General features: G+C 37.2%; 28 protein-coding genes and 1 other annotated feature. Of the genes, 25 read left to right on the top strand and 3 right to left on the bottom strand.

Annotation, left to right across the window (positions count from 1 at the left end; genetic code table 11):
* Positions 1-24 precede the first annotated feature (24 nt).
* Positions 25-303, top strand: coding sequence for a GNAT family N-acetyltransferase (locus CFK40_RS19120; RefSeq protein WP_089533968.1), 279 nt, complete (start codon positions 25-27; stop codon positions 301-303).
* A 99-nt stretch (positions 304-402) separates the two neighbouring features.
* On the opposite strand, the gene CFK40_RS19115 is transcribed toward CFK40_RS19120, so the two are convergent.
* Entirely contained in the window at positions 403-1,758 is a 1,356-nt protein-coding gene (locus CFK40_RS19115; RefSeq protein WP_089533967.1) for an alkaline phosphatase, read from the bottom strand.
* A 308-nt stretch (positions 1,759-2,066) separates the two neighbouring features.
* Here CFK40_RS19115 and CFK40_RS19110 point away from each other — a divergent pair, with 308 nt between their 5' ends.
* From CFK40_RS19110 to CFK40_RS19100, 3 genes are all read left to right on the top strand, one after another.
* Positions 2,067-3,434 carry an FAD-binding oxidoreductase gene (locus CFK40_RS19110; protein ID WP_089533966.1) on the top strand — a complete coding sequence of 456 codons (1,368 nt, stop codon included), beginning with the start codon at positions 2,067-2,069 and terminating at the stop codon, positions 3,432-3,434.
* A gap of 74 nt (positions 3,435-3,508) precedes the next feature.
* Positions 3,509-4,066 (top strand): beta-class carbonic anhydrase, encoded by a 558-nt coding sequence (locus CFK40_RS19105; protein WP_089533965.1) that lies wholly within the window; start codon positions 3,509-3,511, stop codon positions 4,064-4,066.
* A gap of 9 nt (positions 4,067-4,075) precedes the next feature.
* Positions 4,076-4,414 (top strand): avidin-fold protein, encoded by a 339-nt coding sequence (locus CFK40_RS19100; protein WP_193433345.1) that lies wholly within the window; start codon positions 4,076-4,078, stop codon positions 4,412-4,414.
* Positions 4,415-5,555: 1,141 nt separating this feature from the next.
* Here the strand turns inward: CFK40_RS19100 and CFK40_RS19095 are convergent.
* Positions 5,556-7,346: a M3 family oligoendopeptidase gene (locus CFK40_RS19095; protein WP_089533964.1), complete on the bottom strand. Its 1,791-nt coding sequence runs from the start codon at positions 7,344-7,346 to the stop codon at positions 5,556-5,558.
* Positions 7,347-7,500: 154 nt separating this feature from the next.
* Positions 7,501-7,722: a binding site (T-box leader), on the top strand.
* A gap of 49 nt (positions 7,723-7,771) precedes the next feature.
* On the opposite strand from CFK40_RS19095, the gene tyrS reads away from it, so the two are divergent.
* From tyrS to CFK40_RS19035, 12 genes are all read left to right on the top strand, one after another.
* Positions 7,772-9,022 carry a tyrosine--tRNA ligase gene (gene tyrS, locus CFK40_RS19090; RefSeq protein WP_089533963.1) on the top strand — a complete coding sequence of 417 codons (1,251 nt, stop codon included), beginning with the start codon at positions 7,772-7,774 and terminating at the stop codon, positions 9,020-9,022.
* A 163-nt stretch (positions 9,023-9,185) separates the two neighbouring features.
* The gene (locus CFK40_RS19085; RefSeq protein WP_089533962.1) at positions 9,186-10,400 is read left to right on the top strand and encodes an MFS transporter; all 1,215 of its coding nucleotides are present in this window, start codon (positions 9,186-9,188) and stop codon (positions 10,398-10,400) included.
* Between the two features lie 83 nt (positions 10,401-10,483).
* Entirely contained in the window at positions 10,484-11,704 is a 1,221-nt protein-coding gene (locus CFK40_RS19080; RefSeq protein ID WP_089533961.1) for an MFS transporter, read from the top strand.
* A 174-nt stretch (positions 11,705-11,878) separates the two neighbouring features.
* Complete coding sequence (locus tag CFK40_RS19075) at positions 11,879-12,310, top strand: VOC family protein (RefSeq protein ID WP_089533960.1); 432 nt, start codon at positions 11,879-11,881, stop codon at positions 12,308-12,310.
* A 16-nt stretch (positions 12,311-12,326) separates the two neighbouring features.
* A complete protein-coding gene (locus CFK40_RS19070) occupies positions 12,327-12,725 on the top strand; it encodes a VOC family protein (RefSeq protein ID WP_089533959.1) in 399 nt (132 codons plus the stop codon).
* Positions 12,726-12,744: 19 nt separating this feature from the next.
* Positions 12,745-13,164: a metallothiol transferase FosB gene (gene fosB, locus CFK40_RS19065; RefSeq protein WP_089533958.1), complete on the top strand. Its 420-nt coding sequence runs from the start codon at positions 12,745-12,747 to the stop codon at positions 13,162-13,164.
* Between the two features lie 18 nt (positions 13,165-13,182).
* The gene (locus tag CFK40_RS19060; RefSeq protein ID WP_089533957.1) at positions 13,183-13,596 is read left to right on the top strand and encodes an NUDIX hydrolase; all 414 of its coding nucleotides are present in this window, start codon (positions 13,183-13,185) and stop codon (positions 13,594-13,596) included.
* On the top strand, positions 13,593-14,147 hold the full coding sequence (locus CFK40_RS19055) for a P-loop NTPase family protein (RefSeq protein WP_227001828.1): 555 nt from the start codon (positions 13,593-13,595) through the stop codon (positions 14,145-14,147). The genes CFK40_RS19060 and CFK40_RS19055 overlap by 4 nt, the downstream gene beginning before the upstream one ends.
* 97 nt (positions 14,148-14,244) lie before the next feature.
* On the top strand, positions 14,245-14,628 hold the full coding sequence (locus CFK40_RS19050) for a tetratricopeptide repeat protein (RefSeq protein ID WP_089533956.1): 384 nt from the start codon (positions 14,245-14,247) through the stop codon (positions 14,626-14,628).
* Positions 14,629-14,814: 186 nt separating this feature from the next.
* Entirely contained in the window at positions 14,815-15,534 is a 720-nt protein-coding gene (locus CFK40_RS19045; protein ID WP_089533955.1) for a nucleotidyltransferase domain-containing protein, read from the top strand.
* A gap of 62 nt (positions 15,535-15,596) precedes the next feature.
* Positions 15,597-16,082 (top strand): NUDIX hydrolase, encoded by a 486-nt coding sequence (locus CFK40_RS19040; protein ID WP_089533954.1) that lies wholly within the window; start codon positions 15,597-15,599, stop codon positions 16,080-16,082.
* A gap of 71 nt (positions 16,083-16,153) precedes the next feature.
* Positions 16,154-16,999, top strand: coding sequence for a DUF2785 domain-containing protein (locus CFK40_RS19035; protein ID WP_089533953.1), 846 nt, complete (start codon positions 16,154-16,156; stop codon positions 16,997-16,999).
* A 171-nt stretch (positions 17,000-17,170) separates the two neighbouring features.
* Here CFK40_RS19035 and CFK40_RS19030 read toward each other — a convergent pair whose 3' ends face one another.
* Entirely contained in the window at positions 17,171-18,019 is an 849-nt protein-coding gene (locus tag CFK40_RS19030; protein WP_089533952.1) for a hypothetical protein, read from the bottom strand.
* A 475-nt stretch (positions 18,020-18,494) separates the two neighbouring features.
* Between CFK40_RS19030 and CFK40_RS19025 the strand changes: the two genes are divergently transcribed.
* The 9 genes from CFK40_RS19025 to CFK40_RS18985 all read left to right on the top strand — a co-directional run bounded on the left by CFK40_RS19025 (position 18,495) and on the right by CFK40_RS18985 (position 26,306).
* On the top strand, positions 18,495-19,061 hold the full coding sequence (locus tag CFK40_RS19025) for a GNAT family N-acetyltransferase (protein ID WP_089533951.1): 567 nt from the start codon (positions 18,495-18,497) through the stop codon (positions 19,059-19,061).
* Positions 19,062-19,684: 623 nt separating this feature from the next.
* Complete coding sequence (locus tag CFK40_RS19020; RefSeq protein ID WP_089533950.1) at positions 19,685-19,987, top strand: urease subunit gamma; 303 nt, start codon at positions 19,685-19,687, stop codon at positions 19,985-19,987.
* A gap of 26 nt (positions 19,988-20,013) precedes the next feature.
* On the top strand, positions 20,014-20,343 hold the full coding sequence (locus tag CFK40_RS19015; RefSeq protein WP_089533949.1) for an urease subunit beta: 330 nt from the start codon (positions 20,014-20,016) through the stop codon (positions 20,341-20,343).
* Entirely contained in the window at positions 20,333-22,045 is a 1,713-nt protein-coding gene (ureC, locus tag CFK40_RS19010; RefSeq protein WP_089533948.1) for an urease subunit alpha, read from the top strand. The genes CFK40_RS19015 and ureC overlap by 11 nt, the downstream gene beginning before the upstream one ends.
* An 11-nt stretch (positions 22,046-22,056) precedes the next feature.
* Positions 22,057-22,512 (top strand): urease accessory protein UreE, encoded by a 456-nt coding sequence (gene ureE, locus CFK40_RS19005; RefSeq protein ID WP_089533947.1) that lies wholly within the window; start codon positions 22,057-22,059, stop codon positions 22,510-22,512.
* On the top strand, positions 22,505-23,191 hold the full coding sequence (locus CFK40_RS19000) for an urease accessory protein UreF (protein ID WP_089533946.1): 687 nt from the start codon (positions 22,505-22,507) through the stop codon (positions 23,189-23,191). The genes ureE and CFK40_RS19000 overlap by 8 nt, the downstream gene beginning before the upstream one ends.
* 24 nt (positions 23,192-23,215) lie before the next feature.
* On the top strand, positions 23,216-23,836 hold the full coding sequence (ureG, locus tag CFK40_RS18995; protein WP_089533945.1) for an urease accessory protein UreG: 621 nt from the start codon (positions 23,216-23,218) through the stop codon (positions 23,834-23,836).
* Positions 23,829-24,653 (top strand): urease accessory protein UreD, encoded by an 825-nt coding sequence (locus CFK40_RS18990; protein WP_089533944.1) that lies wholly within the window; start codon positions 23,829-23,831, stop codon positions 24,651-24,653. The genes ureG and CFK40_RS18990 overlap by 8 nt, the downstream gene beginning before the upstream one ends.
* Positions 24,654-24,713: 60 nt before the next feature.
* Positions 24,714-26,306: an ABC transporter substrate-binding protein gene (locus CFK40_RS18985; protein ID WP_089533943.1), complete on the top strand. Its 1,593-nt coding sequence runs from the start codon at positions 24,714-24,716 to the stop codon at positions 26,304-26,306.

The raw sequence follows: 26,306 nt of genomic DNA, 5'->3' as shown, positions 1-26,306 counted from the left end.
TTAATAAAAAAGGGAGGTTTTACCATGACGGATATTAAAAAAGGCGACAATAAATTTTTTGTTGGCGATAACGAAGAAAAGCCTTTAGCAGAAATTATCTTTGTTCCAGCAGATGATGATAAGTTAATCATTGAACATACAATTGTATCGAACGAGCTTAGTGGCCAAGGGGTTGCTGGGGAACTTGTAGAAAAAGTTGTTAACTACGCGAGAGAAGAAGGAAAGAAAATTATTACTGAGTGTTCCTATGCTAAAAGTAAAATTGCAAAAACCCCTGAGTTTCAGGATGTGCTTGCTCAATAGCGGAAAAGTAATATAATTGCTAAATAAAGGCATTTTACAAACTTAAAAAGCGAACTATGCCCATTATGGACGTTGTTCGCTTTTCTTCATCCTAATTAACTATTTCAAAAACCCAAATACCTCTTTAGCTATATCCGTATTTTCAATCAGCCCCGAAAATACTTCACTCCTCGGTCCGTAGGCATAAACCGGGACATCGATACCCGTGTGTCCGCTCGTTGTGAATCCAACGCCTGCACGGTTATTAAACACTTCGGAGATAACGCTATATAATGTATCAAAGTCATCTTTACTAGCGGCTTCTTTGATAGACGTGAGCTCTTCCTCAGTGAAATCAAACGTTACATATTCATCTAAAACGTCCTCAACAGTTTCGCCATCCATAATTTCCTTCGCCATAAACTCTGGTGTGCGTTTAGCTGCTTTGATTGCTTCAGGATAAAAATTGTAATCTCCGTCACGGCCAATGGAAAATCCGCCAGTAGAATGATCGGCTGTTAATACAACCTGTGTGTGTCCATTTTCTTTAGCAAATTCAACTACTGCCTCAAATGCTCTTGCAAAGTCTTCCATTTCACTCATTGCACTAACTGAATCGTTGGCATGTCCCGCCCAATCAATTTGACTACCCTCTACCATTAGGAAGAAACCATCTTTATCTTGCTTCAATTGTTTAAGTGCTGCTGTAGTCATTTCCTCAAGTGAAGGGATAGACTCTTTGCGATCTTTTGCTTTTGGTAATCCTACTGGTGCAAACAAACCGAGTAATTGGTCATTCTCGTTTTCTAGCATTTCTTCTGTTGTGGTTACATAGTTATAATCATCTTGCTTGAATTCTTTTATAAGATTCCTGTCTTCCCGATCAAAATAGTTCGTACCGCCACCGAGTATGACATCTACTTTATGTTCGCCATTTATTTTATCATCAAAATAATCATCGGCAATTTCATTATAATTGTTACGTGAAACGTCATGTGCACCAAAAGCGGCTGGAGTTGCGTGGTTAACTTGTGATGTTGCTACAAGTCCTGTAGCCATTCCGTTTTCTTTTGCAGTTTCAAGTACTGTTCCTACTGGTTCTTTATCATTATCGACAGAAATCGCACCATTATATGTTTTAATAGCTGCTGCCATAGAGGTTGCTGCTGCAGCTGAATCTGTCACATTTTCTTCGGTATCTTCAGGATAAGTTTTTGCCATACCCACAAAATGTTTGTCAAAGATTGTTTTCTCCATTTGCGTTGTGTTGGGATCATCCTTCATGTAACGATATGCTGTAGTATAAGCAGGACCCATTCCATCACCAATCATCACAATAACGTTTTTTGCTTTCCCATTGTTTCCTTTTTGCTTGTTCTTTCCACTATCAGCACTTGAGTTTGTGCTACTTATTCCAATGATGCTTGCAGCTATTAACATAAATAAGGCAACGAAAATCCACGCTCTTTTTCTCATGTTCATCCTCCTAGAGTTTGTATTGCATCTTCACTTATATGGTAGAGTAAAAGGGTGATTTAAAAAATAGTAGATTCGTTGCGAATTTTGTAAAATTTGTAAAAGGAGTGTAAATATAAGATGAAATTACTACATTAACTGGTAGAAAAGTATGAAGAAACTTAATGGAGGGTTAATAATGAATGGGGTTTCTTAAAATAAGATAGTAGTTTTTACTTGTGTCTAATAGACTAGTACATAGAAACAGGATTTTCATGGGTCATGTCGAATTATATATATAGGTTTATTGAAAGGGGAAGGTGAGATAAATGAATTACATTTCTGAACTAGAAACGTTTATACCTAAAGAAAGAGTCTCAACAAATATAACTATTCTAGAGCAACATAGTAAGGATGAATCCTATCATACACCAAGTCTTCCAAACGTGGTGATATATCCTGAAAGCGCCGAAGAAGTGAGCCAAGTAATGAAAATAGCGAGTAAACATAAGATCCCGGTCACACCTTTTGGAGTAGGCTCAAGCTTAGAAGGCCATGTTATTCCATTAAACGGTGGGATTTCGCTTGATTTTTCATTAATGGATAGCATTATTGAGGTGTTACCCAATGACTTTTTGGTGAAGGTACAACCAGGGGTAACGCGGTCAAAGTTAAATCAAGAGCTAAAAAAGCATGGACTGTTTTTCTCTGTTGATCCAGGTGCAGATGCCACTTTAGGTGGTATGGCTGCGACAAATGCAAGTGGAACAACGTCTGTGAAATATGGAATAATGCGTGATCAAATAAGGGATATTGAGGTAGTGCTGGCAAATGGAACCACTATGCATACAGGGAACTTAGCTGCCAAATCCTCATCAGGCTATAATCTAAATGGATTATTTGCAGGGTCAGAAGGGACACTAGGGTGTTTTACCGAATTAACATTACGAGTATATGGAATTCCTGAGATGATCGTAGCTAGTAGAGCAACTTTTCACTCAATAGATTCCGCGATTAATGCGGTAGTCAATATTCTGTCTGCTGGGATCCAGGTAGCAAGAATAGAATTGATTGATGAGCTTTCCATAAAACAAGTAAATAAATTCAGTGATACAAACTATGATGAAATGCCTACATTATTTATCGAATTTCAGGGAAATGAAGCAGGTTTATTACAAGATATTGAGTTTACAAAAGAGATACTTGCGGATCTAGATAACCATGCATTTGAGTTTGAAAAAGATACACAGGGACGCAATAAATTATGGGGGGCCCGTCATAATGCAGCATACGCATTTAAACATGGATTTCCCGGAAAGCAATTGATGACAACCGATGTTTGTTTACCACTGTCAGAGCTTGCTGGAGCGATTAAATCCGCAAAAAAAGTGTTAAAAGAATATAACCTTGATGGCGGAATCGTCGGACATGTAGGTGATGGGAATTATCATACAACCCTCATGATTGATACCGAGAATCAGAGGGAAGTGGAGTATGCGGAGAACTATAATAAACATATTGTGGAGTATGCACTTGAGAGAGGTGGATCTTGCACAGGTGAGCATGGTGTCGGAATTGGTAAAATGAAGTACCAAGTGCTAGAACATGGAACTGCCTTACCAGTTATGCAAGCAATTAAGAAAACTCTTGATCCAGAAAATATTTTAAACCCAGGAAAAATATTTTATGACGAATAATTGTTTAATTCCTGTTTTTTAGATACTATAAAAGGTGAAGAAATTAATATAGTCAGAAAAAAGGAGTGCATCACATGTCCGTCATGGATTCTATTTTGGAATATAATAAACAATTTGTACAGAACAAGGAATATGAAAAATATGAGACTACAAAGTTTCCGGATAAAAAGTTAGTTATCCTTACGTGTATGGATACGCGTCTATTAGAATTGCTCCCGCGCGCTATGAATTTGGGTAACGGTGATGCAAAAATCGTAAAAAATGCTGGTGCTATTATTTCCGACCCTTTTGAAAGCACGATGGCAAGTATTATGGTTGCTCTTTATGAACTAAAAGCTGAAGAGGTGGTGGTGGTTGGACACTACGGATGCGGTATGACTGGTTTGAAATCTGAATCCGTCATTGAAAAAGCTTTACAAGCAGGAATGGATCCGTCCAGCCTTGATGCTTTACGATATGCAGGTGTGGATATGGAAAAGTGGCTTCAGGGCTTTGATGATGTTGAGGGAAATGTACGTAATAGTGTTGGAATCATTCGTCGTCATCCGTTTCTTCCTGCTAACACACCGGTTCACGGACTTGCCATTTCCCCTGAAACAGGAGAGCTTACTGTCGTGGACATAGAGGATTAGAAAGACCTTATGATTAATTATAATAACCGTAAGTTTGTCTCTGTGGAAAACACAGCTAATGGCGAGGTTTCTTCTAAAACTTATTTTAATTATAAGCAGGAAGGAAAAATACTCTATGCAGATTATTCAGGGGGAGAAATAGTAAAAGGAAAATTAATAGGTATTGTTCATGATGATGATTCTCTTGAATTTCGATATAATCACGTAAATACAAGTCACGAAATACGGGGTGGGAAGTGTAAGTCCATACCTAAGTTAACAACTGAGGGCAAAATTGAGCTAGTTGAAAAGTGGCAGTGGTTAGACAGGGAACAAAACGAAGGGCATTCCCTTATAAGAGAAGTCTAATATCATTACTTACATAAACGAGCGCTTTCCTTGAATAAGGATTGCGCTCGTTTCATTTATCGGAAGTGAGGTGATTACATTATATTAAAAGCTGTTATGCATATTTGCTTGAGATACTCACACTTCACATTCTAAGTCTTTTTAAGAAAGGCTGTTTTAGTAAAGTTTCTGTTGCTATTGATATAAACTGCGACGTAACAGCAACGTGATTTCCGCTGCGGGCAGTCGCTTTCCGCGGGCGGCTGGTGAGCCTCCTCGTGCTGTCGCACTGTGGGGTCTCACCTATGCCTATCCTCCCGCAGGAGTCGACTGCCCTCCGCTCCAATCACTGAAGAGTGAAGAGATGAATGTTATGAATTTTAGGAGGAGCTCAACCCTAGTGAAGGAAATCCACGTAGACTCCTGCGGGAAAGCGAAGACGATGAGACCCCGCAGTGAGCGGTTTTTGCTCGCGAGGAGGCTCATCGCGAGCCCGCGGAAAGCGTAGTGGATTTCCGGAACGGTTGTTCAAGCACAAAACATGGCACTTACGTCGCATTTTATATCAACTATGAAGATGAAAAAGCAACAATGTGTACGAAAACAGCTTTAATAAAATAGTACATAACTTACAGAAACCTGTGAATATTGTACCATTTTTTAACTATTTTAACGTTTTTCAACATTTATAGTGTATAATGTTGGGGACGGGTAATGCAGGGTGAGTAAGAGTAATAAATTCTTTTACACTGGTGGCTTACACCCCTTAAAGAAAGGGGGATGAAGCTCGTGATACCAATTGACAAAGTTATTGAGTTGATGCTTATGTCTTCGACGCTTGTGTTGTTAATTGTAAACAGCCATGAAAAAAAGTAATCACCCTGTCGATTGAGTTAACTGGATAATTACTTTTTTCAATCCCGAAAACGAAGTCGCCGTACCTTGCGGATACTGTCCGAGTCGTAAGCGGACACTTACGACTCGCCTTTTTTAATTACCTTTTTATTGTATTCTATTGATTTCAATAAAACAACTACTAATTTATTACGTTATCATTTCAAAAGGAATACGTACTCCCTATACATTTAGTAAGAGGACAGTAAAGGCCCATGTTAATAATACCTTTAGAAGGTGAATGTTAAACTGTTCCCTTTTTCAATATCTATATCATCTTTTCCGTCAACTCTAAATACTCGTGTATTGCTTCAATAGTTGGTTGTAGGGAAGCTTCCCAAAATTCCTTTTCTTCGATATCCTTGTTCAGGTAACGCCCTGCTAATTGTTCAACCGTCATTCTTCCTGAGTTCCGCAATAAGGCATCATACTGCTCAGAGAACTGGTCGCCCTGTTCTTTAGCTAATGCATAAATTCCATTACTAAATAAATAACCGATTGTATATGGAATGTTGTAGAATGCTAAATCTGTATGATAAAAATGTGGGATAGTCATCCAGAAATACTTATTATTTTCATCGACAGTATCTCCGTAAACGTCCTTTATCATTCCTTCCATCAAATTTGATATCTCATCTGCGGTAAGTGGTGCGTCCTTTCGTTTATCATACAGCCGTTGTTCAAATTCAAACATAGCTGGTACGGTTACTTGGTATTTCAAACCATTTAAGATTTTCATTTCTAGTAAGGATAGTTTATCTTCATCAGTAGATGCCTGTTCGATTGCAGCATCCAGTACTAAATTTTCAGCAAAGGTGGAAGCTGTTTCTGCAACACTCGTACTGGTTTCTTGTGAAAACGCTGGTTCATCCTGCAATATATAATTATGATAAGCGTGACCAAGCTCATGGGCAATCGTCACGACATCTTGATAGCTCCCTGTGAAGGTTAGGAAAATACGGCTTTCCTTTTTTAGCGGCATAAATGCACAGAAACCGCCATGCATTTTTCCTTTCCGATCTTCAGCTTCAACCCAACCTTCATGAAATGCCTTTTCTGCAAACACACCTAACTTTTCACTAAATTTATGAAATTGCGTAATCACTATATCAGCTGCTTCACTATAGGAAACCTTTTTATTAGAAGTAAAGCTCGGGGTGTCCGTGTCATACCAACTCAATTTTTCTAATTTCATTACTTGAGCTTTTCGTTGTAAAAATGACTGTACGATTTCTTTATTTTTCTTGATGGCTGAAACCATCGTCTTTACAGTTTGTTCTTTGATTCTATTCTGTTCCATTGCTTCCTTCAAAACGTTATTCCAGCCGCGTTGTTTATATACATCTAACCTGAATCCATTAATTCGATTGAGGACTGTGGCAAATGACTCCGCTTGTTCTCTACAGATCTCAACAATCTTTCGAGCGGTTTTCTGACGTATCGATCGATCACTTGAAAACATAGCATAACTTTGAGCCTGACCAATCGACATTTCTTCTTGTTGGCCATCTTTTTCAACCGGAATTCGTAAGTTTCCCATCATTTGTTCATAATAATCTTCCCATCCAATAAATCCATTAATGGAAAGTTGATTTATCACCTTTTCCATTTCAATTGGCAATTTATCTTCCATTTTTTGTTTACGTTCTTCTAAGTAAAATTGGTATTCTTTCACTCCGTGATGTTGCAGCAATTCTTGCCAATCTGTTTTTGAAAGTCTTACTAATAATTCATCCATATCCATTTTCAATGATTCAATATCAGCTTTAATTTTCTCACTTTCATCAATCAACTTGGCAACATCGGGATCATCCACATTCACGGAATATAGACAAATCAGGAATTCATCTAGCTCAAAAGCTTTGCTGATGTATTCCTGCACCTTTTGAAAAAAGTCAACCAAGTCTTGCGTATCATGTTGATCAAACGTTTGAACATTTTCTTGTAAGCCTTTCATGCCCTGCTTTAGATCTGAAATTAACTCGTTTAACCTTTTTGATTCCTTACCATCTGGATATAGAGAATCAAGATCCCAATTTTCACTAATTACTTTCTTCATTACGAATTCCTCCCAAAAGTTTTCCTTACACAGAAGTATAAAGTATTTATAATTTTCATGCATCCATCTTGAGGCTGACTCAGAATCATCATTACGAATGAAAATAGCATTGACATTACACTTGAAAAGACGTACTATATTTCTAACTTAATAGCAATTAGCGTTGACGGAAATAAGTAGTGTAGATTTCGTTGTTTCAGAAAGTCGATGGGTGCTGCAAATCGATACAAGTATCTAGATGAATTACCTTCCTGAGCTTCTTTTATGAAAACCAAATTTGGTTATTAGTATAAGACGGTAAAACCGATAGCTTGTTTAAGCGGAAGGCCTTGGTCTTCAACTTGGGTGGTAACGCGTGATAAGACACGTCCCTTGATTGGGATGTGTCTTTTTGTATTTTATATTTTATACGAGGGGGATTAGAAATGAACTATATAGAACAATTAACGGAAGAACAGCAAAAGGAACTTGCACGGCAATACAATATTTTAGCTTACGGTGTAGATGGCATTATTCCTGATAAAGAATTCAAGCAAAAAATTGCTAAATCCATTCTTAAGAATCAACCATTAAAGGTAAAACTAGGTCTGGATCCAACTGCGCCTGACATCCACATTGGCCATACGGTTGTATTAAATAAACTAAAACAATTTCAAGACTTAGGCCATACGATTCAGCTCATTATCGGTGACTTCACAGGTAAAATTGGTGATCCAACTGGTAAAACAAGTGCTAGAGTTACGTTGACAGATAAAGAAGTGCGGCACAATGCCCAAACCTATTTTGAGCAGTTTGGAAAAATTATCGATATGGAAGCAGTAGAATTGCATTATAATGCGAAATGGTTATCTAAACTTGATTTTGCTGAAGTTTTACAACTAGCAAGTAACGTAACGGTTGCAAGAATGCTCGAACGAAATGACTTTCATAATCGATACAAGGAAAATAAACCTATTTACCTGCAGGAGTTTTTCTACCCTGTTATGCAAGGATATGATTCATTGATGCTCGAATCTGATATCGAATTAGGCGGAACGGATCAGGAATTCAACGTGTTATTTGGTCGTCAAATTCAAGAACAATTTGGAAAAGAAAAGCAGGTTGTCATGTTGCTACCGTTGTTAGAGGGGTTAGACGGTGTAGAAAAGATGTCTAAGTCCAAGAAAAATTATATCGGAATCGATGAGAAACCTAACGATATCTTTGGAAAGACGATGTCGATTCGCGATGAACTGATTGGTAAGTATTTTGAATTAGCATCTAATCTATCTATTGATGAAGTGGCTGAAATAATGGATCAACTAAAAAAGGAAACCCTTCATCCTCGTGATGCAAAAGTCCGATTAGCTTTCTCGTTTGTCGAAATGCTTTATGACAATGCTACTGCCGAAACAAGTAAGGAATATTTCCTAACCGTTTTTCAAAAAAATCAAATGCCAGATGAAATTCCAGAGGTTACATGGGAAAAGGAAGCTACGATAGGTATCGTAGATCTGATCACTGATTTAGGTCTACTCCCATCTAAGAGTGAAGCTCGCCGTATGATAAAAAATGGTGGAATTCGCTTGAATCAAAAAAAGGTGGAAGATCCTAATTTTAGTGTAACGATTCATAATGGGCTAGTATTGCAGGTTGGAAAGCGCAAGTTTGTTAGGGTGAAAATGTTAACAAAATAGACCAGCCTATTCCCGTGAAAACATTCTGAAAATTACTTCACAATTACGACACTTTGGTATAAAATAATAATCACTATTATTAAATAACGGAGGACTAACGCGATGTAAAATAGAATGAATACCCAAAAATTGAATAGACACGTTTTAAATTTGAGGTGTAAGCATGTTGCGAGAAAGAAATTTTCTCATGTTGTGGTTGGGTCAACTCGTTTCTATTTTTGGTGGAAGGTTTAGTGAGCTTGTTATTCCTTGGATTGTTCTCGAGATTACTGACTCACCAATAAAAGCTGCAATCGTAGCGATAAGCACACATATCGCCCCATTACTTTTTTCGCTTCCAGTAGGAGTTTGGATTGAAAACAGACCGAAGAAGAAAATAGCGATGTCAGCGGAATTGATTCGTGCGATTATGATGTCCTTACTGGTATTTGTTATCTATATTGATCAGTTCAATGTTATGGTGATTTCTTCAATCTTATTTATCACAGGTATAGCGGGGTTATTTTTCACCATTTCCATTAACTCTTTACTGCCAGGGATTGCTGGCCGAAAACGCCTTGTAGAAGCATATAATTATTTGGAAGCTGCTGACGCTGTTAGTACGTTGATAGGGCCATTACTAGCTGGTTTTGCATTGACAGCGATCGGCGCTGCTGCGACGCTCGGAATTGATGCATTTTCATTTTTACTATCCTTTATCGGGATTGCTTGTTTAACGATTCGAGAAAAAGTTTCTAATAAAAATCAGCAATCAACTGAGAAAGGCTCATGGAAACAAGTATTGGTTGGTCTTAAACTATTGTTTTCAACTAAAATTCAGCGATTCATTACACTCAATCTCGCTGTTCTTAATTTTAGTACACACTCGGTAAGTTTGCTCGCAATCGTTTATGCGAACCAAGTATTGGGGTTAACCGCTGCCGAGACAGGGATTCTACTATCAGGTGCTGGGGCAGGTAATATTGTTGGGATCTTTCTGATGCACCGAGTTAAAGATATGCACTGGAATAAGCTATATGGAACAATATTAGTAGTATCAGGACTTGGTGTTATGCTCATTGCAATATCTTCTACCTTGTGGAGTGCTTTTGCAGGTATGTTTTTATTTGATGGTGCACTATCGATGGCTTTTGTCATCAATGGTGCAGCCAGGCAAACAATCACTTCCGATAGCTTTTTAGCTCGAGTGAGCAGTGGCGGAATTCTACTAGCAGGAATTGTTGTCATAATAGCCATTGGATTCGCAGGTGTCGTTGCGGAATTAATCAATCCAGTATTGGCATTATCACTTTGTGCTGTCCTATTACTGGTGAATAGCTTAATTTCCTATGTACAAAAGCACCTGAAAAAACCGCTCTCTTCGTTTGGAATAGAGTAGAAAACTGAATAAGTGAGGTATCAGAGTATGTAATCTACCTTTTTTTCATCTAATTGAAAAATGATAAAAAAGGGGTAGTAAAGATGAAAAATAATTCCTTTCGTTTCTTATGGATAGGGCAGTCGTTAGCTAATTTTGGTGATGTATTTTACATCGTTGGGCTTATATCAACCTTGTATTCAGTATCCGAGTCTGTATTTTATCTAGCATTGTTGCCATTTATTAATACTTTTGGACGTTTCCTAAGTGGATTCATTTCACCAGTATTATTCAATAAATATAAATTGAAAACACTCTTGGTGGGCTCTCAGATTGGAAAGACAATTGTTTTGTTAGGTTTAGCATCTTGGGTGAGTTTACAATCCATTCCATCTATTTGGGTTCTGATTGTTTTTATATTGGTGATTGCCTTTTTGGATGGATGGGCGATGCCAGCAACCGGAGCCATGTTACCAAGAGTTGTAGATAAACAAGAAATCGTGAAGGCAAATAGCTTTGTATCAGTCATAGACCAAACCATTCAACTTGGGGGTTGGGCTCTTGGGGGCATAATTGTCGCATTAATTGGCGGAAAATATGTTATTTGGGTTACGTTTTGTTTGTTTGTCGTATCTTCTATTATGATTAGTAGGATTGTGGATTCGACACCATTTCATGTGAAAGATGAGAATGCTAATCTAGGTGGGGTTTTGAAGGGAAGCTGGAAAATCATTTGGAATTCCTCACTTTTTCGAAGCCTTCATGTGGTGTTCTTTATTGAAGCAATAGCAAATGTTGTGTGGATTGCAGCTATCATCTATGTTTTTGTTTCAGAGGTGTTGGAAAAGTCTGAATCCTGGTGGGGGTATATAAATACTACTTTCTTTATTGGTCTACTGATAGGTGGGGTGTTTTGTTCGAAGTATTTTAGTATTGTTGAACGCCATTTGAAAAAAATTATGATCGCTACTTCCTTTGGTGTAAGTATCATTACCTTCATGTATGGCCTTAATTCAGTTGCATGGATGGCTTTAGTGTTTTCTGTTCTTTTTGGAATTGTTGAGCAAGTGAAATCAATAGCCTACGACACGTATATACAATTAGAGGCAACTCCAGAAGAGCTACCTAAATTGTATGGTGCCCAAAGTGCTCTGATTTCTCTAACGTTTGGATTATCTTCTCTAATGATGGGAGCAATTGCGGAGATTTTTGGCGTGAGGTATGTATTTCTTTTGGCTGGATTTTTGTTGGCTAGTGCCGCTATATATCTTACCGTCAACAAAAACTGTTTTCCAGAGAACTATCAAGATGTGAGTGATGATTAAATCAGTATAGAGGGACGAAGGGACAGTTCACAGGAACCTTGTCCCTTTCCACCTGGAAATGTAATACGGTGAAAAATGTCAGGAACTTGTTTGTTAGAAGACTTCTATCATTGTGGGACAATAAACCTGTCCCCACGTCCGGGGAAAAATAAATAGATGAAGGAGAACTTTAAAATGAATAGATTGAATCTTATAACACTTGGTGTAACAAATATTGGTCAATCGTTAAAGTTCTTTCGGGATGGTTTAGGCTTTGAGACATCAGAAGAAAGTGAAAACCCGGTTGTTGTTTTCTTTAATAATGCTGGAACAAAGTTAGCTCTATATCCCTTAGATGAACTGGTCAAGGATGTAAACGAAAACGAATCAACTACTAGAAAGGGTTTTTCGGGAATAACACTAGCATACAATGCAAAGTCAGCGAAAGAGGTTGACGAAGTTATGGAAATGGCTAAAAAGGCAGGAGCTACCATTGTAAAACCTCCTGAGCGTGTATTTTGGGGAGGCTATAGCGGTTATTTCTCAGATCCAGATGGCTATCATTGGGAAGTCGCATTTGGTGACAACTGGGAGTTTGATGAAAACGATATGTTGATTATTGAGTAAATTGGAGGAAGTGGAGATGACTAAAGGATTGATCCATCATGTCGAACTATATGTTTCTGATATAAAGGGTTCAATTGAATTTTGGGGCTGGTTTTTGGAGGACCTGGGTTATCATGTTTTCCAAAAGTGGGACGCGGGACAAAGCTTTAAGCTTGGTGATACCTACATCGTTTTTGTCCAGACTGACGAACGATTTCTTGATGTTCCTTATCACCGATGTAGGGTAGGACTAAATCATTTAGCATTTCATGCAGAATCACGTGAGCATGTGGATAAAGTAACAGATAGATTAAGAGAAAAAAGGATTACTATTTTGTATCCCAATCAACACCCTTTTGCAGGTGGGGAAGACCATTATGCGGTGTATTTCGAAGACCCTGATAGAATGAAAGTAGAATTGGTGGCTCCCAAATAATATAGAAGGAGGTGCTTGTATGCAAATCAAAGGTATTAATCATCTTTTACTTTCTGTTTCGGATCTGGAAAAGTCAATTGAGTTTTATCAAGATGTGTTTCATGCAAAGCTACTCGTCAAAGGAAAGACAACTGCTTATTTTGATGTAAATGGAATATGGCTTGCGCTAAATTTGGAAAAAGATATTCCGCGTCAGGAGATTAAAGAGTCCTATACACATACTGCATTTAGTATTAATGAGAGTGAATTTGATGAGGCTTGTGAACATCTTGAAAAGCTTGATGTAAACATTCTTGAAGGCAGAAAAAGAGATGGGCAGGATAAGCTATCCATTTATTTTACCGATCCCGATGGACATAAATTTGAGTTTCATACAGGTACCCTACAGGATCGGATGAACTACTATAAAAAAGATAAAAAACATATGACTTTCTATTAGAAAAGATGGAGGTACTACATGAGTATTCCGAAACATATCGTATCCGCAGCAGCAATCGTTCTCAATGAAAAAGGTCAACTATTGCTTATCAAAGGCCCGCGTAGAGGTTGGGAAATGCCTGGCGGTCAAGTAGAAGAGGGCGAGACTTTGAATGAAGCGGCAATTAGAGAAACTAAAGAAGAGTCGGGAGTTGATATTGAAATAATAAAGTTTTGCGGAATATACCAAAACGTTTCTAGAAGTATTTGTAATACATTGTTTTTGGGTAAACCAGTTGGTGGGAAATTGACAACTAGCAGTGAGAGTCTAGAAGTTGGTTATTTCCCACTCAACGAGGCTCTGGAAATGGTGACATGGAACAATTTTCGCGAAAGAATCGTAAGTTGTTTAAATGAAGAAGATTATCCATTTCTAGTGGAGTTTAACAAGTGAAATTTAATTTAAATGATGATCATGTGAAACCCAAAAAAATACATATTATTGGATCAGTTGGAAGCGGAAAAACAACCTTTGCTAGAAGATTGTCGAAAAAGATGAATATAGCCCATTATGAACTAGACAATGTGGTTTGGAATAGACGTGAAAATGAAGATGTACACGATGTGAAAAGATCTTCTCAGGAAAGAGATGAATATTTTTTTAAAATAGTAAACGTGGACGCGTGGATAGTCGAAGGTGTCCACAGCGTTGATTGGGTAATAAAAAGTTTTGAGCGAGCGGATGTTATTATTTTTTTAGATATAAATTATTTTATTAGGATATACAGAATTATACGCAGGTTCTTATTGCAAAAACTTGGCCGTGAAAAGGTTAATTACGTTCCCTCTTTCAAGATATTTTGGAAAATGTTCAAGTGGAATAGGCTTTTTGAAAAAGAAAAATCAGAGATATTGAAAAAGATATATACATATAATAGTAATTTGGTAATCTTATCTGACAACAAAGCAGTAGAAAACTATATAGAAGGAATAAGGTGGCAATAATATCAACAGTCAATTAGAACATGCATTAAAGTTGAGAGCCGATGGTGAAGAAGAACAATCTAGACAATTGTTCATCGAATTAGTTAGGCAGGATCATATGAATGCTGAATTGAATTTTCATTGCGCCCAAACACATGACGATATGGGATTAGAAGAGGAAGCAGTTGAGTATTATGAAAGAGCAATCCGAATAGGATTACCAGATGAACTTTTAAAAGATGCCTATGTTTGTTTAGGTAGCACCTATAAAGTCATAGGAGAATTCCAAAAATCACTTGAAGTGTTGTTGAAAGGCGAAAAAAAATTTCCTGAATATGAGCCAATTCAAGTATTTAAAGCATTAACTCTTCACAGTTTGGAAGATCATTCTAAAGCATTGAAAACAGTTTTGCATACACTTTTAAAAACAACAAATGATAAAGGGATTCAAAATTATAGCAGAGCTTTACATTATTACGCGGAAGTTCTGGATAAATCTTGAAAGGAAATACGAACGCGGTGAAACGGAAGGCAACTGGTGTTTTCAACAAACTAACAAATGCACAGAAGCATTTAAAGACAATTGTTTTGAAGAGTTAATTGATACGGAAGGTCTTGGAATAACTGATATTGTTAGAATTATCAAAAGGAAATTGATATGAAAACTAATTATAGGAGAGCCATGACAATGGACGAAAAGAAACGATTATTACCAGTCGAAGCGGCGGAACAATTTGTGGACCGCTTTTTCCCTAAATCGCTTGGAGCTGTATTGGGCGGAAGTGTAGTAAGAGGCGAAGAAACAAGTACTTCTGATCTTGATATTGTGGTAATTGATAATACGATTAAGTATGCATATAGAGAGTCATTGATAGAGTTCGGATGGCCTATTGAAGTTTTTGTGCACACTATGACTTCTTATAAAAAATTCTTTGAAATTGATTATAAAAGAGCGAGACCATCTTTGCAAAGAATGATTTCAGAGGGTGTTATTCTAAAAGACACTGGTGTCATTGAATTAATCAAAAAAGAAGCCAATGAGATACTAGATAAAGGACCAGAAAAATGGACGGAAGAAATAATTAGACAGAAACGATATTTTATCACCGACGCACTGGATGACTTTATCGGGTCTACTAATAGAAGTGAGCAAATTTTTATTGTTAATTATTTAGCCGAAGCAGTTCATGAATTTACTCTTAGAACAAATGGGCATTGGATTGGTTCGTCAAAGTGGATTGTCAGGGCATTGAGACAATATGATGAAAACGTTGCGGAGGAATTTGTAGAAGCCTTTGACGCTTTTTATAAAAATAATGAAAAAGAAAAGATCATTAAACTGGTTCATACTACACTTAAACCTTTTGGTGGACGATTATTTGAAGGTTTTTCAATGGGAAAGGATTAACATTCAATACATGGTATTAAAACTGTATTAATTCCGCAAGAGAAAAGGTGGTTGTGTAAGATATGACACATGATAAAAACTTCTACCGTACAATGGGTGTATACGGTATCTACCAGAAAAATAATCGGCTACTAGTAATTGACAAAAATGGCGGACCATATATAAACCGATACGATCTTCCGGGTGGTAGATTAGAAGATGGCGAAAGTTTAACAAATGCGATGAAAAGAGAATTTTTAGAAGAGACAGGGTTGGGAATTGAAATAACCAAGAATATAGGAACGATTGATTTCATGCTGCCATGGGACTGCAAAGACTATACACATGTACATCACATTGCGATTTTCTATTCTGTGAAAAAGACTGGTGGAGAATTAACCAAGCCAGAACAGTTTGAAGGGCAAGATTCGGATGGGGCACATTGGGTATCTGAAGATGAAATATCTGTAGGAAATGCATCACCGTTAGTCATGAAAGCATTTGAATGGGTTAAGTCAAAGGAATTAGGATTAGATCGAGTTAACTATAAGGATTGGGAGATCAAGTAACCATTATCCATTCTTGGAAGAGACCAACTATTCAAATCGGAAATCGGTAAATCTAAGGAGAGACAAGATACATGAATGCAACTGAACTAAAAGAAACGCTAATGACCTATAAAAATAACAACTTTCAAATGGATGAATCCATTAGTATTTCTGAGCTCACTACTGCAATGCTAAGAGAAATAGGGAATGTTGATCCAGAATTAAGGGATGAATTGATCTATAGTTCCTTTTCTCAGCTAATACTTGAAGATTCTTATTCAGACGGAGAACTTAAGCGTATACTGACAACCTGCATGGACACTGACCATTTGTTTTATAAAATTGGAGAAATCGGGAAAGATTCAGTTTTTACGAGATCCTTTTCTTCATTAATCATTGCTATGATTTTACTTGTTAATTTGCAAAAAAACTTTTTAGCTTCGAATGACATAGAACAGATTTCTGTATCGTTATTAAAATACCTTGATCAAGAACAGGATATTAGAGGGCTTGTCCACGCAAAAGGCTGGGCGCATAGTATTGCACATGTAGCAGATGCTCTAGATGAGTTAGTTAAACAACCAAATCTATCAATTGAAAACGCAGAAAATGTCTTTACGGCTATTTTTAATAAAATGGCTTTCAATAAGGATTACTTTCATTATGAAGAAGATGAGCGAATGGCTAATCCAGTCATAGCTATGTTGCAAAGAGGGTTTAGTGAATCCATGGTTTGTGAGAAAATTGCCGAACTCGCAAATGAGTTAAAGCAAAATTTTTCAACAGGTGATCAGGCGTATTTCGTATATAGAGCAAATATAAAGCAATTTTTAAGGAGTTTATATTTCCATCTAGAAACGATAGAAAAAAATGTAGAAGTTAGAAATTCTATTAAACAAGCGCTTGAAGGGATAAATCAACCGTATTATCAAATGTAAGTTTTGATATATAATCGAAACTATTACTGGTATTCTTTCCTGGGTTCATATTTTAAGAATTGATAAAATTTAAGCACCTGTCTCCGATAGAATATCGAAAACAGGTTGCTTAGATGCATTAATTTGTCTTTTAATGGTTCTCACTATTAAACTTTATTTTCTAATAGCAAATTAATATTTTTTATGCTTCTTATCTACTTCTTCAATCTCTGTTGCTGTGAATACCTTCGTTTCTGAAGTGAAAGTTAAAGCAGGTAGAAACGATGAAAGAAGTCCCGTTACTCCACCAACAGTAATACTAGGATCATTAGGAAGATTTAAGTTAAGTGTCAAGAAATAACGATTATCTCCACAACAAGGATTTTGATCTACATAGTGAAATCCGGTAGTTATTGTGCTTAATGGAAGCGTAAGTGCTGCCGGAACAAGAAGACTACCAAGATCAAGTCCATTAATTGTAGACGTGTCTGTTGTTTCAAAGATTGGTACAGGTGAACTACCATCCTTGCAGCTTCTGAATATTCTAAATGTTCCTTCCAAAGATAGAGGTGCAACAATTCCTGCTGTTGTTAATGCTGTGACTATAAGTGTGGTTAAAGCGAGATCATTTGGTGTCCACTCAACCGTTCCCTGTAGTAATACTTCATTATCCTCACAGTCCACATCAACTTTCACTTGAGCAAGTGAATTTATTCTATTACCATTACCATTTCCATTATCATCACCATTACCATTGATACCAGGGAAAAATATTCTAGTGCTCTCATCTACATCAAATTCAATAAATCTATTTTCCTCTTCTTTGCACTTACATTTATCGTCGCATTTATCGCACTTATCGCATTTGTCATATTTGTCGTATTTATCGCATTTATCACATTTGTCATATTTATCATGACAATCACAATCATTGTAATACTTATAACCCATTTCTTTTTCCTCCTTTTTTTCAGGTGATTCGCAAACTTCTTCGTATTTCTTTCTTGAATAATTCTTTTTTCTTGATTTGTAATATACCATTTTCTCACCTCCTACTTTATATAAATGAAAATAAAAGCCATTACGAAACGGTCAATAGTCTATTATATTAAAAAACAAGCTCTTGTCTCATATTGGAGTAATCATCCTAAATACAGGAGTGTAGAAGTGTTTTTCTATAATAAAAAGAAAGCCAGGGATCAGTTGGCTTTCTATGGAAGGAGTGATATTCATGGGTAAATCTTATACAAGTCTTGTATCGATTTATATTATGTTTATGTGTTTGATAACAATTTGAATTGGCGCATCCCCTATGGTATCTACACATTTTATTACCTTCCCTAGGACAACTTGCTTATTTTTAGTAGAAATAGACTTTTAAACAAGCTAATAAAAAAAGAATACATACATTAATATAATAACGGGGAGTTTGATGTTTGACTTTTAAAAATTCATGTTGCATTTTCCTCTGCAATCGTATATATTTTTTAGAACTCTAAAAAAGGATATGACGCTTATGAACCCAATTTTACTAGACTTCCGACACGAATTTGAAACCGAACGATTACGATTAAGAATACCTATGCCCGGGGACGGAAAAGCTATATATGACGCAATTAATGCTTCTATCAATGAGCTTAGACCATGGATGGGTTTCGCGCAAAACAGCCAAACTGAGGAAGAGACAGAAATTAATACACGCGAATCACACATAAGCTTTTTAAAAAGAGAGAAACTGAGAATGCTAGTATTTCTTAAAGAGACCAATCAATTTGTGGGATCATCAGGCTTACATAACATCGATTGGGACGTACGGAAATTTGAGATTGGATATTGGGGTGATACCAGATTTAGTGGGCATGGATATATGACAGAAGCCGTTGCTGGTTTAACAGAATTCACGTTTAACGAACTCGGTGCAAATCGTGTGCAAATACAATGTGATACCCGTAATAGCAAAAGTTGTGCAATTCCGGAGAGATTGGGGTTTCAATTAGAGGGTATCATTAGAAATGAGGATTTATCAGTTGATGGGAAAGAGCTTCGGGATACATGCATGTATGCTAAAGTGAAAAGTAAATAGACGAAAAAAACAAGGGTAGAGGAAGTTATTTTCTTCTACCTGGTTTTAGTCTTATAAAAGACGGAAGGGTAAGACTTGATTTCCGCCGGGAGATATGTAAAATAGGATAGAATGTATTGGACATTTCTAATGAATAGAAGTTTTTAACTAGCTCAGAAACATTGGCTTATCGCCAAGCCTTAGTTGCACTTATGCAGTAAGAAAGGATTTATACTTTTTTAACTGCTAAGAATAAACGATCTCAAACTCTTTTCACATCGGTTGATCTACCAGATGAAAAAGTGAAATCCTCTTTTAAAAGTCGTTCAGGAGAACCACCATCTCCTTCAATTCTAATTGAAAATGAATGACACCTTTGACCTACCTCTTAGTAATTTTTTTTAAATATGTAAGCTTAAAGTTTAACTGTCCGTATAGTTGGGTTTTAAATAAGTAGTATACTTTGTTACACATTTCACAATCTATAAACCAAAATTGGTATTTACAAAAAATTCTTATTGTGATGTCTTATTTAGTTATGTCTAATACTTCTTTTGTAGCTTTCAATTTATTCTTGCTAAGTATTTAGAAGCGTGAAATAGGGGAAGCTTTTAATAAATAAAAAAACGGATAGGAGGTATCACATGCAATTATTACCACGTGAAATTGATAAACTTTTAATTGTAGTTGCAGGGGATCTTGCAAAACGCAGAAGAGAAAGAGGTTTGAAATTAAATCACCCGGAATCTATAGCACTGATTACATATGAAGTGATAGAGGGTGCAAGAGATGGCAAAACAGTTGCAGAGCTTATGGAATATGGTGCAACAATACTAACGCGTAACGATGTAATGGAAGGTATTCCAGAGATGATTGATGATGTACAGGTAGAGGCTACTTTTCCTGATGGTACTAAATTAGTTACGGTACACAATCCGATTCGCTAAAAAACATGAAAGGAGATAGATCAACGATGATTCCAGGAGAATTTATCTTAAAAGAGGAAGACATTATTTGTAATGCAGATAGAATAAGTTCAAACGTGACGGTTGTTAATACAGGTGATCGACCTGTACAAATTGGTTCACACTTTCATTTTTATGAAGTGAACGAGGCATTGAAATTTAAGCGAGAAGAAGCTTACGGGAAACGTTTAAATATTCCCGCAGGAGCTGCAGTTCGTTTCGAACCTGGCGATGAGAAAGAGATAGAATTAATCGATTATGCTGGGGAACGGAAGGTTTATGGTTTTAATAATAAAGTGGACGGACCATTGGAAGGTGGGGTACCAAATGACTTTTAAAATGTCTAGAGAGCAATATTCTCAAATGTATGGACCAACTACAGGCGACTCTATCCGTTTAGCTGATACAGAACTGTTTATTCAAATTGAAAAAGATTTTACCACATACGGAGAAGAAGTAGTTTTTGGTGGGGGCAAAGTACTTCGTGATGGTATGGGTCAGCATCCACTAGTAACACGTGGGGACGGTATACCTGATGCGGTCATAACGAATGTTATTATTCTTGATTATACAGGCATTTATAAAGCCGACATAGGGATACGTGATGGTTTAATTTCTGGAATTGGGAAAAGCGGAAATCCATTAATTATGGATAATGTTGATATTGTAATAGGTGCTTCTACCGAAGTTTTCGCTGGAGAAGGTAGAATCATTACAGCAGGTGGAATTGATACCCATGTACACTTTATCAATCCAGCCCAGGTTGATGTCGCATTGACTGCAGGATTGACCACTTTAATTGGGGGAGGAACTGGCCCCGCCACAGGTTCAAGAGCTACGACTGTTACTCCTGGTGAGTGGAATATTCATCGGATGTTAGAGGCGATAGAAGGGCTCCCAATAAATGTCGGTCTCACTGGAAAAGGACATGCTGGAGCTGAAGAGCCGCTAGCTGAACAAGTGCGTGCAGGTGTAGTTGGCTTAAAAGTCCATGAGGATTGGGGAGCAACGAGTGCTTCACTTGACCATTCATTACGAGTCGCAGACAAATATGATGTACAGGTAGCGCTTCATGCAGATACATTGAATGAAGGTGGATTTATGGAAGATACGATGAAAGCAATTAAAGATCGTGTTATTCATATGTACCATACAGAAGGTGCTGGTGGCGGACATGCCCCTGACCTAATTAAATCTGCGGGGATGATGAATGTCTTGCCATCATCAACAAACCCAACATTACCATACACGATTAACACTATTGATGAACATCTTGATATGTTAATGGTTTGTCATCATTTAAATCCCGCCGTACCTGAGGATATCGCTTTTGCTGACTCTCGTATTCGCAAGGAAACAATTGCCGCAGAAGATATTTTACAGGACATGGGTGTCTTTAGTATGACAAGCTCTGATTCCCAAGCAATGGGACGCATTGGAGAAGTTGTGATACGTACATGGCAAACAGCCGACAAAATGAAAAAGCAGTTAGGAACGATGACTGGTGATAGTGAGTATGCGGATAATAACCGCGCAAAGCGCTATATAGCTAAATACACCATTAATCCTGCAATTACGCACGGTATTTCTGAACATGTGGGATCGATTGAAGTGGGAAAAGTAGCTGACCTTGTATTATGGGATCCTAAATTTTTCGGAACAAAGCCAGAATTAATTCTTAAAAATGGTTTAGCGGTTCAAGGATTAATGGGTGATGCAAATGCTACCATACCAACACCACAACCAATGATTTATCGTCCGATGTATGCTTCATATGGAAAAGCATTAGCAAAGAGTTCCATTACCTTTATCTCGCAAGCAGCTTACGACAATAAGGTCCATGAAAAACTTGGATTAGAAAAAATAATTCGCCCAGTAAGAGGGATTCGTAATTTAACTAAAAAAGATATGAAGTTAAACTCTGAAACACCAGAGATTGAAGTGGATCCACAAACATATGAGGTGAAAATAAACGGTCAGGTAATCACATGTGAGCCCGTTGATAAAGTACCAATGGGTCAACGATATTTTTTATTTTGAGGTGAGTTTTGATGATAATTGAAAAGGTCGTAACAAATATTGACAAAATGGACCAAAAGGAAATCGAGAAACGGCATAAAGAAAAGGTATATCTTGAAAGTGCCTATTTAGTTAAACGTATTCAACGTGTTACAACCGATCATGGACGTGAACTTGGGATTCGACTAAAGGAATCACGGGATCTAGAGGCTGGTGACGTACTTTATATGGATGAGAAAAATATGGTCTTAGTTGAAGTCTTGTCCGATGATTTATTGATTATTAGCCCGCGAAGTCTTCACGAAATGGGAACAATTGCTCATCAATTGGGCAATCGCCATCTTCCAGCACAGTTTGAAGATAGTGACATGCTTGTTCAATATGATTATCTCGTAGAAGAGTTACTGAAAGAACTGGCTATACCTTTTTCCAGAGAAAAACGCAAGGTGAAACAAGCATTCCGTCATATAGGGCATAGCCATGGATAGAAATGTTTTATCATTGTTTCAATTATGTGATTCTAATTTACCAACAGGGGCATTTAGTCACTCATTTGGTCTTGAGAGTTATATTCAGGATGGATCGGTCACGAATCAAAAGACTTTTTCTCAATGGTTGGAATTGTATTTAAACGAACAACTTGTTTATGCAGATGGCTTAGCCGCAAGAATAGTTTATGAGGCTATTGAACAGGACAATTTTGAAAAGGTATGGAAGTTAGATCGGATGTTAACTGTACAAAATCTTGCCCGTGAAACTAGGGAAGGAACCCAGCGTATGGGTGATCGGATGTTGAAGCTTGCGGAGGCATTGTATGATGCACCAGCTTTATCTTTGTATCGAGAAAGAATAAAAAACAAACAATCATTTGGTCATCCTGCGATTGTCTTTACAATGGTTGGTCATTTCTTACAAGTGAACAAAGAAACTACCATTTTATATTATTTATATTCTTCTATAGCAAGCTTAGTTCAAAATGCAGTGCGTGCAATCCCGCTCGGACAAACAGCTGGACAAAAGATTGTTTATGCATTTCAGAATAAGTTAATACATGCAACAGAAAAAATAGAGCAAATGGATGAAAATGATTTCGGGATTGTATCACCTGGAATAGAGTTATCACAAATGCAACATGAACGAGTAAATATACGTATTTTTATGTCTTAAACTATTAGAAAAGGACTGATGTAAATGGAACCAATAAAAATTGGAGTAGGTGGGCCTGTTGGTGCAGGTAAAACGATGCTGGTGGAAAAGATAACGCGTCATTTGAACGGGCAAATTAGTATGGCGGTAATTACCAATGATATCTATACCAAAGAAGATGCAAAATTCCTAGTCGCAAACGGTACATTACCGGAAGATCGCATTGTTGGTGTGGAAACTGGGGGGTGTCCACATACGGCAATTCGTGAAGATGCGTCAATGAACTTTGCAGCAATTGATGAACTTCAAGAAAAACACCCGGATGTAGAGCTTATTTTTGTTGAAAGTGGTGGAGATAATCTAGCTGCTACATTCAGTCCGGAACTAGTCGATTTCTCCATTTACATTATTGATGTTGCACAAGGAGAAAAGATTCCACGTAAGGGTGGGCAAGGGATGATAAAATCTGATTTATTCATCATCAACAAGACTGATTTAGCGCCATTTGTGGGTGCTAGACTTGATGTAATGGAATCTGATACAAAAGTGTTTCGTGGAAATAAACCATTTGTGTTCACAAATTTAAAAGATAACAAGGGTCTTGAAGAAGTAATTGACTGGATTAGAAAAAACGCATTACTAAAAGGATTGGAACAAGATGTCTGATTGGACAGGCATCCTTGACCTTAATGTAGAAGATAATCAGGGCAAATCAGTGGCTAAAAACATATATTTTCAAGGTGCCTTAAAGGTAATGCGCCCTGTCTATCATAATAAATCAGGGCAGCCTTGTTATTATATCCTTAATCCTGGCGGGGGGTATTTAGATGGCGATACGTACCGGATGAAAGTATCACTAGGTGAAAAAGCTAAACTTACTCTCACAACACAATCTGCTACCAAAGTATATAAAACGCCAAGCAGAGGTGCCTATCAAGAAACAGAAATTTTTCTTGAAAAAGATAGTTATTTAGAGTATTTACCTGATCCGCTTATCGCGTACAAAGATGCGCGATATCATCAGAAAAATGTTGTACGGATGAAAAAAGGATCTACCTTTCTCTATTCAGATATTCTTACACCAGGATGGTCGCCTGAGGGAAAACACTTTAGCTACGAAACGGTTAGGCTTATCAATGAAATTTATCTAGAAGATGAGCTGGTTGCTTTTGACCATATAAAATTGACGCCCGAGGCACAGCATATGAATGGCCTTGGCTATATGGAAGGCTATACACATTTAGGATCGTTTATCGTAGTTGGGGAAAAAACGAATTCGGACCTTCTTGACCGATTATATGAAACTATTTCTAAAGAAAAGAGCGATGTTAAAGCTGGATTGTCAAAATTATCTATCCCAGGTTTTACTATTCGAGTGATGGCTAATTCAACACAAGTAATTGAACGAATTTTCACCGCATGTCATCATATAATAACTCAAGAATGGTTTCAAACAAAACCTAGTTTTTTAAGGAAATATTAATATGAAGAGCCTGGCAAATTAAATGATTGCTGGGCGTTTACTTTACGAGGGGGGTAGCTGATGAGAAATGGGACTGCTTTAATACTGTTTTTTATATTAATTATTACGTTGGCTGGGTGTTCAAGTGTGAGTCATCAAGAAATAGATGATACACGTAAAGATGAATTAGTGATGGCTATAGGTGGGGAACCAGAAGAAGGCTTTGATCCTACAACAGGTTGGGGGCGTTATGGTTCACCACTATTTCAAAGTACATTATTAAAATATGATAAAGACTTTAACATTAAAAACGACTTAGCTGTCAACTATGAAGTTAGTGATGATGGACTAGATTGGAGAGTTAAAATCCGTGATGATGTAAAATTTTCAGATGGGAAGCAGCTCACTGCTGAGGATGTAGTCTTCACCTTTAAAACAGCTAAAACAAGTGCTTCAGTTATTGATCTAAATAACTTGAAAAAGGTGGAAGCAATTGACCCGCAAACAATTAAATTTACGTTAAAAAAGCCACAATCAACCTTTATTTATCATCTTACAACAATTGGAATTGTTCCAAAACATGCATATAGTGACACGTATAATGAAAACCCAATTGGTTCAGGGCCGTTTCAATTGGTTCAATGGAATAAAGGCCAACAGTTGATTGTAAAACAAAACCCTTATTATTATGGTGAAAAGCCTTATTTTAAAAAACTAACCTTTTTGTTTTTACCTGAGGATGCTGCGTTTGCTGCTGCAAAAGCAGGTGAGGTAGATATTGCTTCTGTCCCGCCTTCTTTTGCAAAAGTTGAAATAGCTGGAATGAAATTAATAGAATTAGAGAGTGTCGATAATAGAGGAATTATGTTTCCATATCTACCAGCTGGAAATGAAACAGAAGAAGGCATTCTCATTGGAAATGATGTAACAGCAGATAAAGCAATCCGAAAGGCAATAAATATTGGGATTGATCGCCAAGCACTAGTTGATGGGGTGTTAGAAGGGTTTGGGACCCCCGCATATACAGTCGCAGACCATCTGCCATGGTGGAATCCTGATACAGTAATAAAAGATGACAATATGGAGCAGGCAAAAGTAATTTTAGAAAAAGCTGGCTGGATTGAAAATGATAATGGTGTAAGAGAAAAGGATGGTTTGGAAGCGGGATTTACTTTGCTTTATCCAGCTGGTGATCAAATTCGTCAATCATTATCAATTGCTTTTGCAGACATGATAAAACCTTTGGGGATTAACGTGAAAACGGCAGGGAAAAGCTGGCATGAATTAGAAGCGTTAATGCATTCAAACCCTGTAATGATGGGCTGGGGAAGTCATGACCCACTTGAGATGTATAACTTATATAGTAGTGAGACAAGTGGCAAGGGATTCTATAATGCTAACTACTATTCAAATTCAGTTGTTGATGAATACATGAAAGAAGCAATGAGAGCAACATCACAAGACGAGGCAAATTCGTTTTGGCAGAAAGCCCAATGGGACGGGGAGACAGGCTTTTCCGCGAAAGGTGATGCGCCATGGGCATGGCTAGTGAATCTTGAGCATCTATATTTTGTAGATGAAAATTTAAATATTGGCGACCAAAAAATTCAACCGCATGGACATGGTTGGCCTGTGACTGAATTTATTGAGGAGTGGCGTTGGGTCAATAAATAG

This window comes from Virgibacillus necropolis (assembly GCF_002224365.1).
GTDB classification, from domain to species: Bacteria; Bacillota; Bacilli; order Bacillales; family Amphibacillaceae; genus Virgibacillus_F; species Virgibacillus_F necropolis.
Note: the sequence above shows the minus strand (reverse complement) of the source record. Positions and strands in the feature narration are given on the sequence as shown.

What these genes read in the sequence shown, in the direction of transcription:
- CFK40_RS19100 (WP_193433345.1), top strand. Translation starts at nt 4,076, where the DNA reads ATGATTAATTATAATAACCGTAAGTTTGTCTCTGTGGAAAACACAGCT.
- CFK40_RS19110 (WP_089533966.1), top strand. Translation starts at nt 2,067, where the DNA reads ATGAATTACATTTCTGAACTAGAAACGTTTATACCTAAAGAAAGAGTC.
- CFK40_RS18990 (WP_089533944.1), top strand. Translation starts at nt 23,829, where the DNA reads ATGTCTGATTGGACAGGCATCCTTGACCTTAATGTAGAAGATAATCAG.
- CFK40_RS19015 (WP_089533949.1), top strand. Translation starts at nt 20,014, where the DNA reads ATGATTCCAGGAGAATTTATCTTAAAAGAGGAAGACATTATTTGTAAT.
- CFK40_RS19095 (WP_089533964.1), bottom strand. Translation starts at nt 7,346, where the DNA reads ATGAAGAAAGTAATTAGTGAAAATTGGGATCTTGATTCTCTATATCCA.
- CFK40_RS19030 (WP_089533952.1), bottom strand. Translation starts at nt 18,019, where the DNA reads ATGGTATATTACAAATCAAGAAAAAAGAATTATTCAAGAAAGAAATAC.
- CFK40_RS19115 (WP_089533967.1), bottom strand. Translation starts at nt 1,758, where the DNA reads ATGAGAAAAAGAGCGTGGATTTTCGTTGCCTTATTTATGTTAATAGCT.
- CFK40_RS19070 (WP_089533959.1), top strand. Translation starts at nt 12,327, where the DNA reads ATGACTAAAGGATTGATCCATCATGTCGAACTATATGTTTCTGATATA.
- ureG (WP_089533945.1), top strand. Translation starts at nt 23,216, where the DNA reads ATGGAACCAATAAAAATTGGAGTAGGTGGGCCTGTTGGTGCAGGTAAA.
- CFK40_RS19105 (WP_089533965.1), top strand. Translation starts at nt 3,509, where the DNA reads ATGTCCGTCATGGATTCTATTTTGGAATATAATAAACAATTTGTACAG.
- CFK40_RS19050 (WP_089533956.1), top strand. Translation starts at nt 14,245, where the DNA reads ATGAATGCTGAATTGAATTTTCATTGCGCCCAAACACATGACGATATG.
- CFK40_RS19060 (WP_089533957.1), top strand. Translation starts at nt 13,183, where the DNA reads ATGAGTATTCCGAAACATATCGTATCCGCAGCAGCAATCGTTCTCAAT.
- CFK40_RS19025 (WP_089533951.1), top strand. Translation starts at nt 18,495, where the DNA reads ATGAACCCAATTTTACTAGACTTCCGACACGAATTTGAAACCGAACGA.
- CFK40_RS19040 (WP_089533954.1), top strand. Translation starts at nt 15,597, where the DNA reads ATGACACATGATAAAAACTTCTACCGTACAATGGGTGTATACGGTATC.
- CFK40_RS19020 (WP_089533950.1), top strand. Translation starts at nt 19,685, where the DNA reads ATGCAATTATTACCACGTGAAATTGATAAACTTTTAATTGTAGTTGCA.
- CFK40_RS19075 (WP_089533960.1), top strand. Translation starts at nt 11,879, where the DNA reads ATGAATAGATTGAATCTTATAACACTTGGTGTAACAAATATTGGTCAA.
- fosB (WP_089533958.1), top strand. Translation starts at nt 12,745, where the DNA reads ATGCAAATCAAAGGTATTAATCATCTTTTACTTTCTGTTTCGGATCTG.
- CFK40_RS19120 (WP_089533968.1), top strand. Translation starts at nt 25, where the DNA reads ATGACGGATATTAAAAAAGGCGACAATAAATTTTTTGTTGGCGATAAC.
- CFK40_RS19000 (WP_089533946.1), top strand. Translation starts at nt 22,505, where the DNA reads ATGGATAGAAATGTTTTATCATTGTTTCAATTATGTGATTCTAATTTA.
- CFK40_RS19080 (WP_089533961.1), top strand. Translation starts at nt 10,484, where the DNA reads ATGAAAAATAATTCCTTTCGTTTCTTATGGATAGGGCAGTCGTTAGCT.
- CFK40_RS19085 (WP_089533962.1), top strand. Translation starts at nt 9,186, where the DNA reads ATGTTGCGAGAAAGAAATTTTCTCATGTTGTGGTTGGGTCAACTCGTT.
- CFK40_RS19035 (WP_089533953.1), top strand. Translation starts at nt 16,154, where the DNA reads ATGAATGCAACTGAACTAAAAGAAACGCTAATGACCTATAAAAATAAC.
- tyrS (WP_089533963.1), top strand. Translation starts at nt 7,772, where the DNA reads ATGAACTATATAGAACAATTAACGGAAGAACAGCAAAAGGAACTTGCA.
- ureC (WP_089533948.1), top strand. Translation starts at nt 20,333, where the DNA reads ATGACTTTTAAAATGTCTAGAGAGCAATATTCTCAAATGTATGGACCA.
- CFK40_RS19045 (WP_089533955.1), top strand. Translation starts at nt 14,815, where the DNA reads ATGGACGAAAAGAAACGATTATTACCAGTCGAAGCGGCGGAACAATTT.
- ureE (WP_089533947.1), top strand. Translation starts at nt 22,057, where the DNA reads ATGATAATTGAAAAGGTCGTAACAAATATTGACAAAATGGACCAAAAG.
- CFK40_RS18985 (WP_089533943.1), top strand. Translation starts at nt 24,714, where the DNA reads ATGAGAAATGGGACTGCTTTAATACTGTTTTTTATATTAATTATTACG.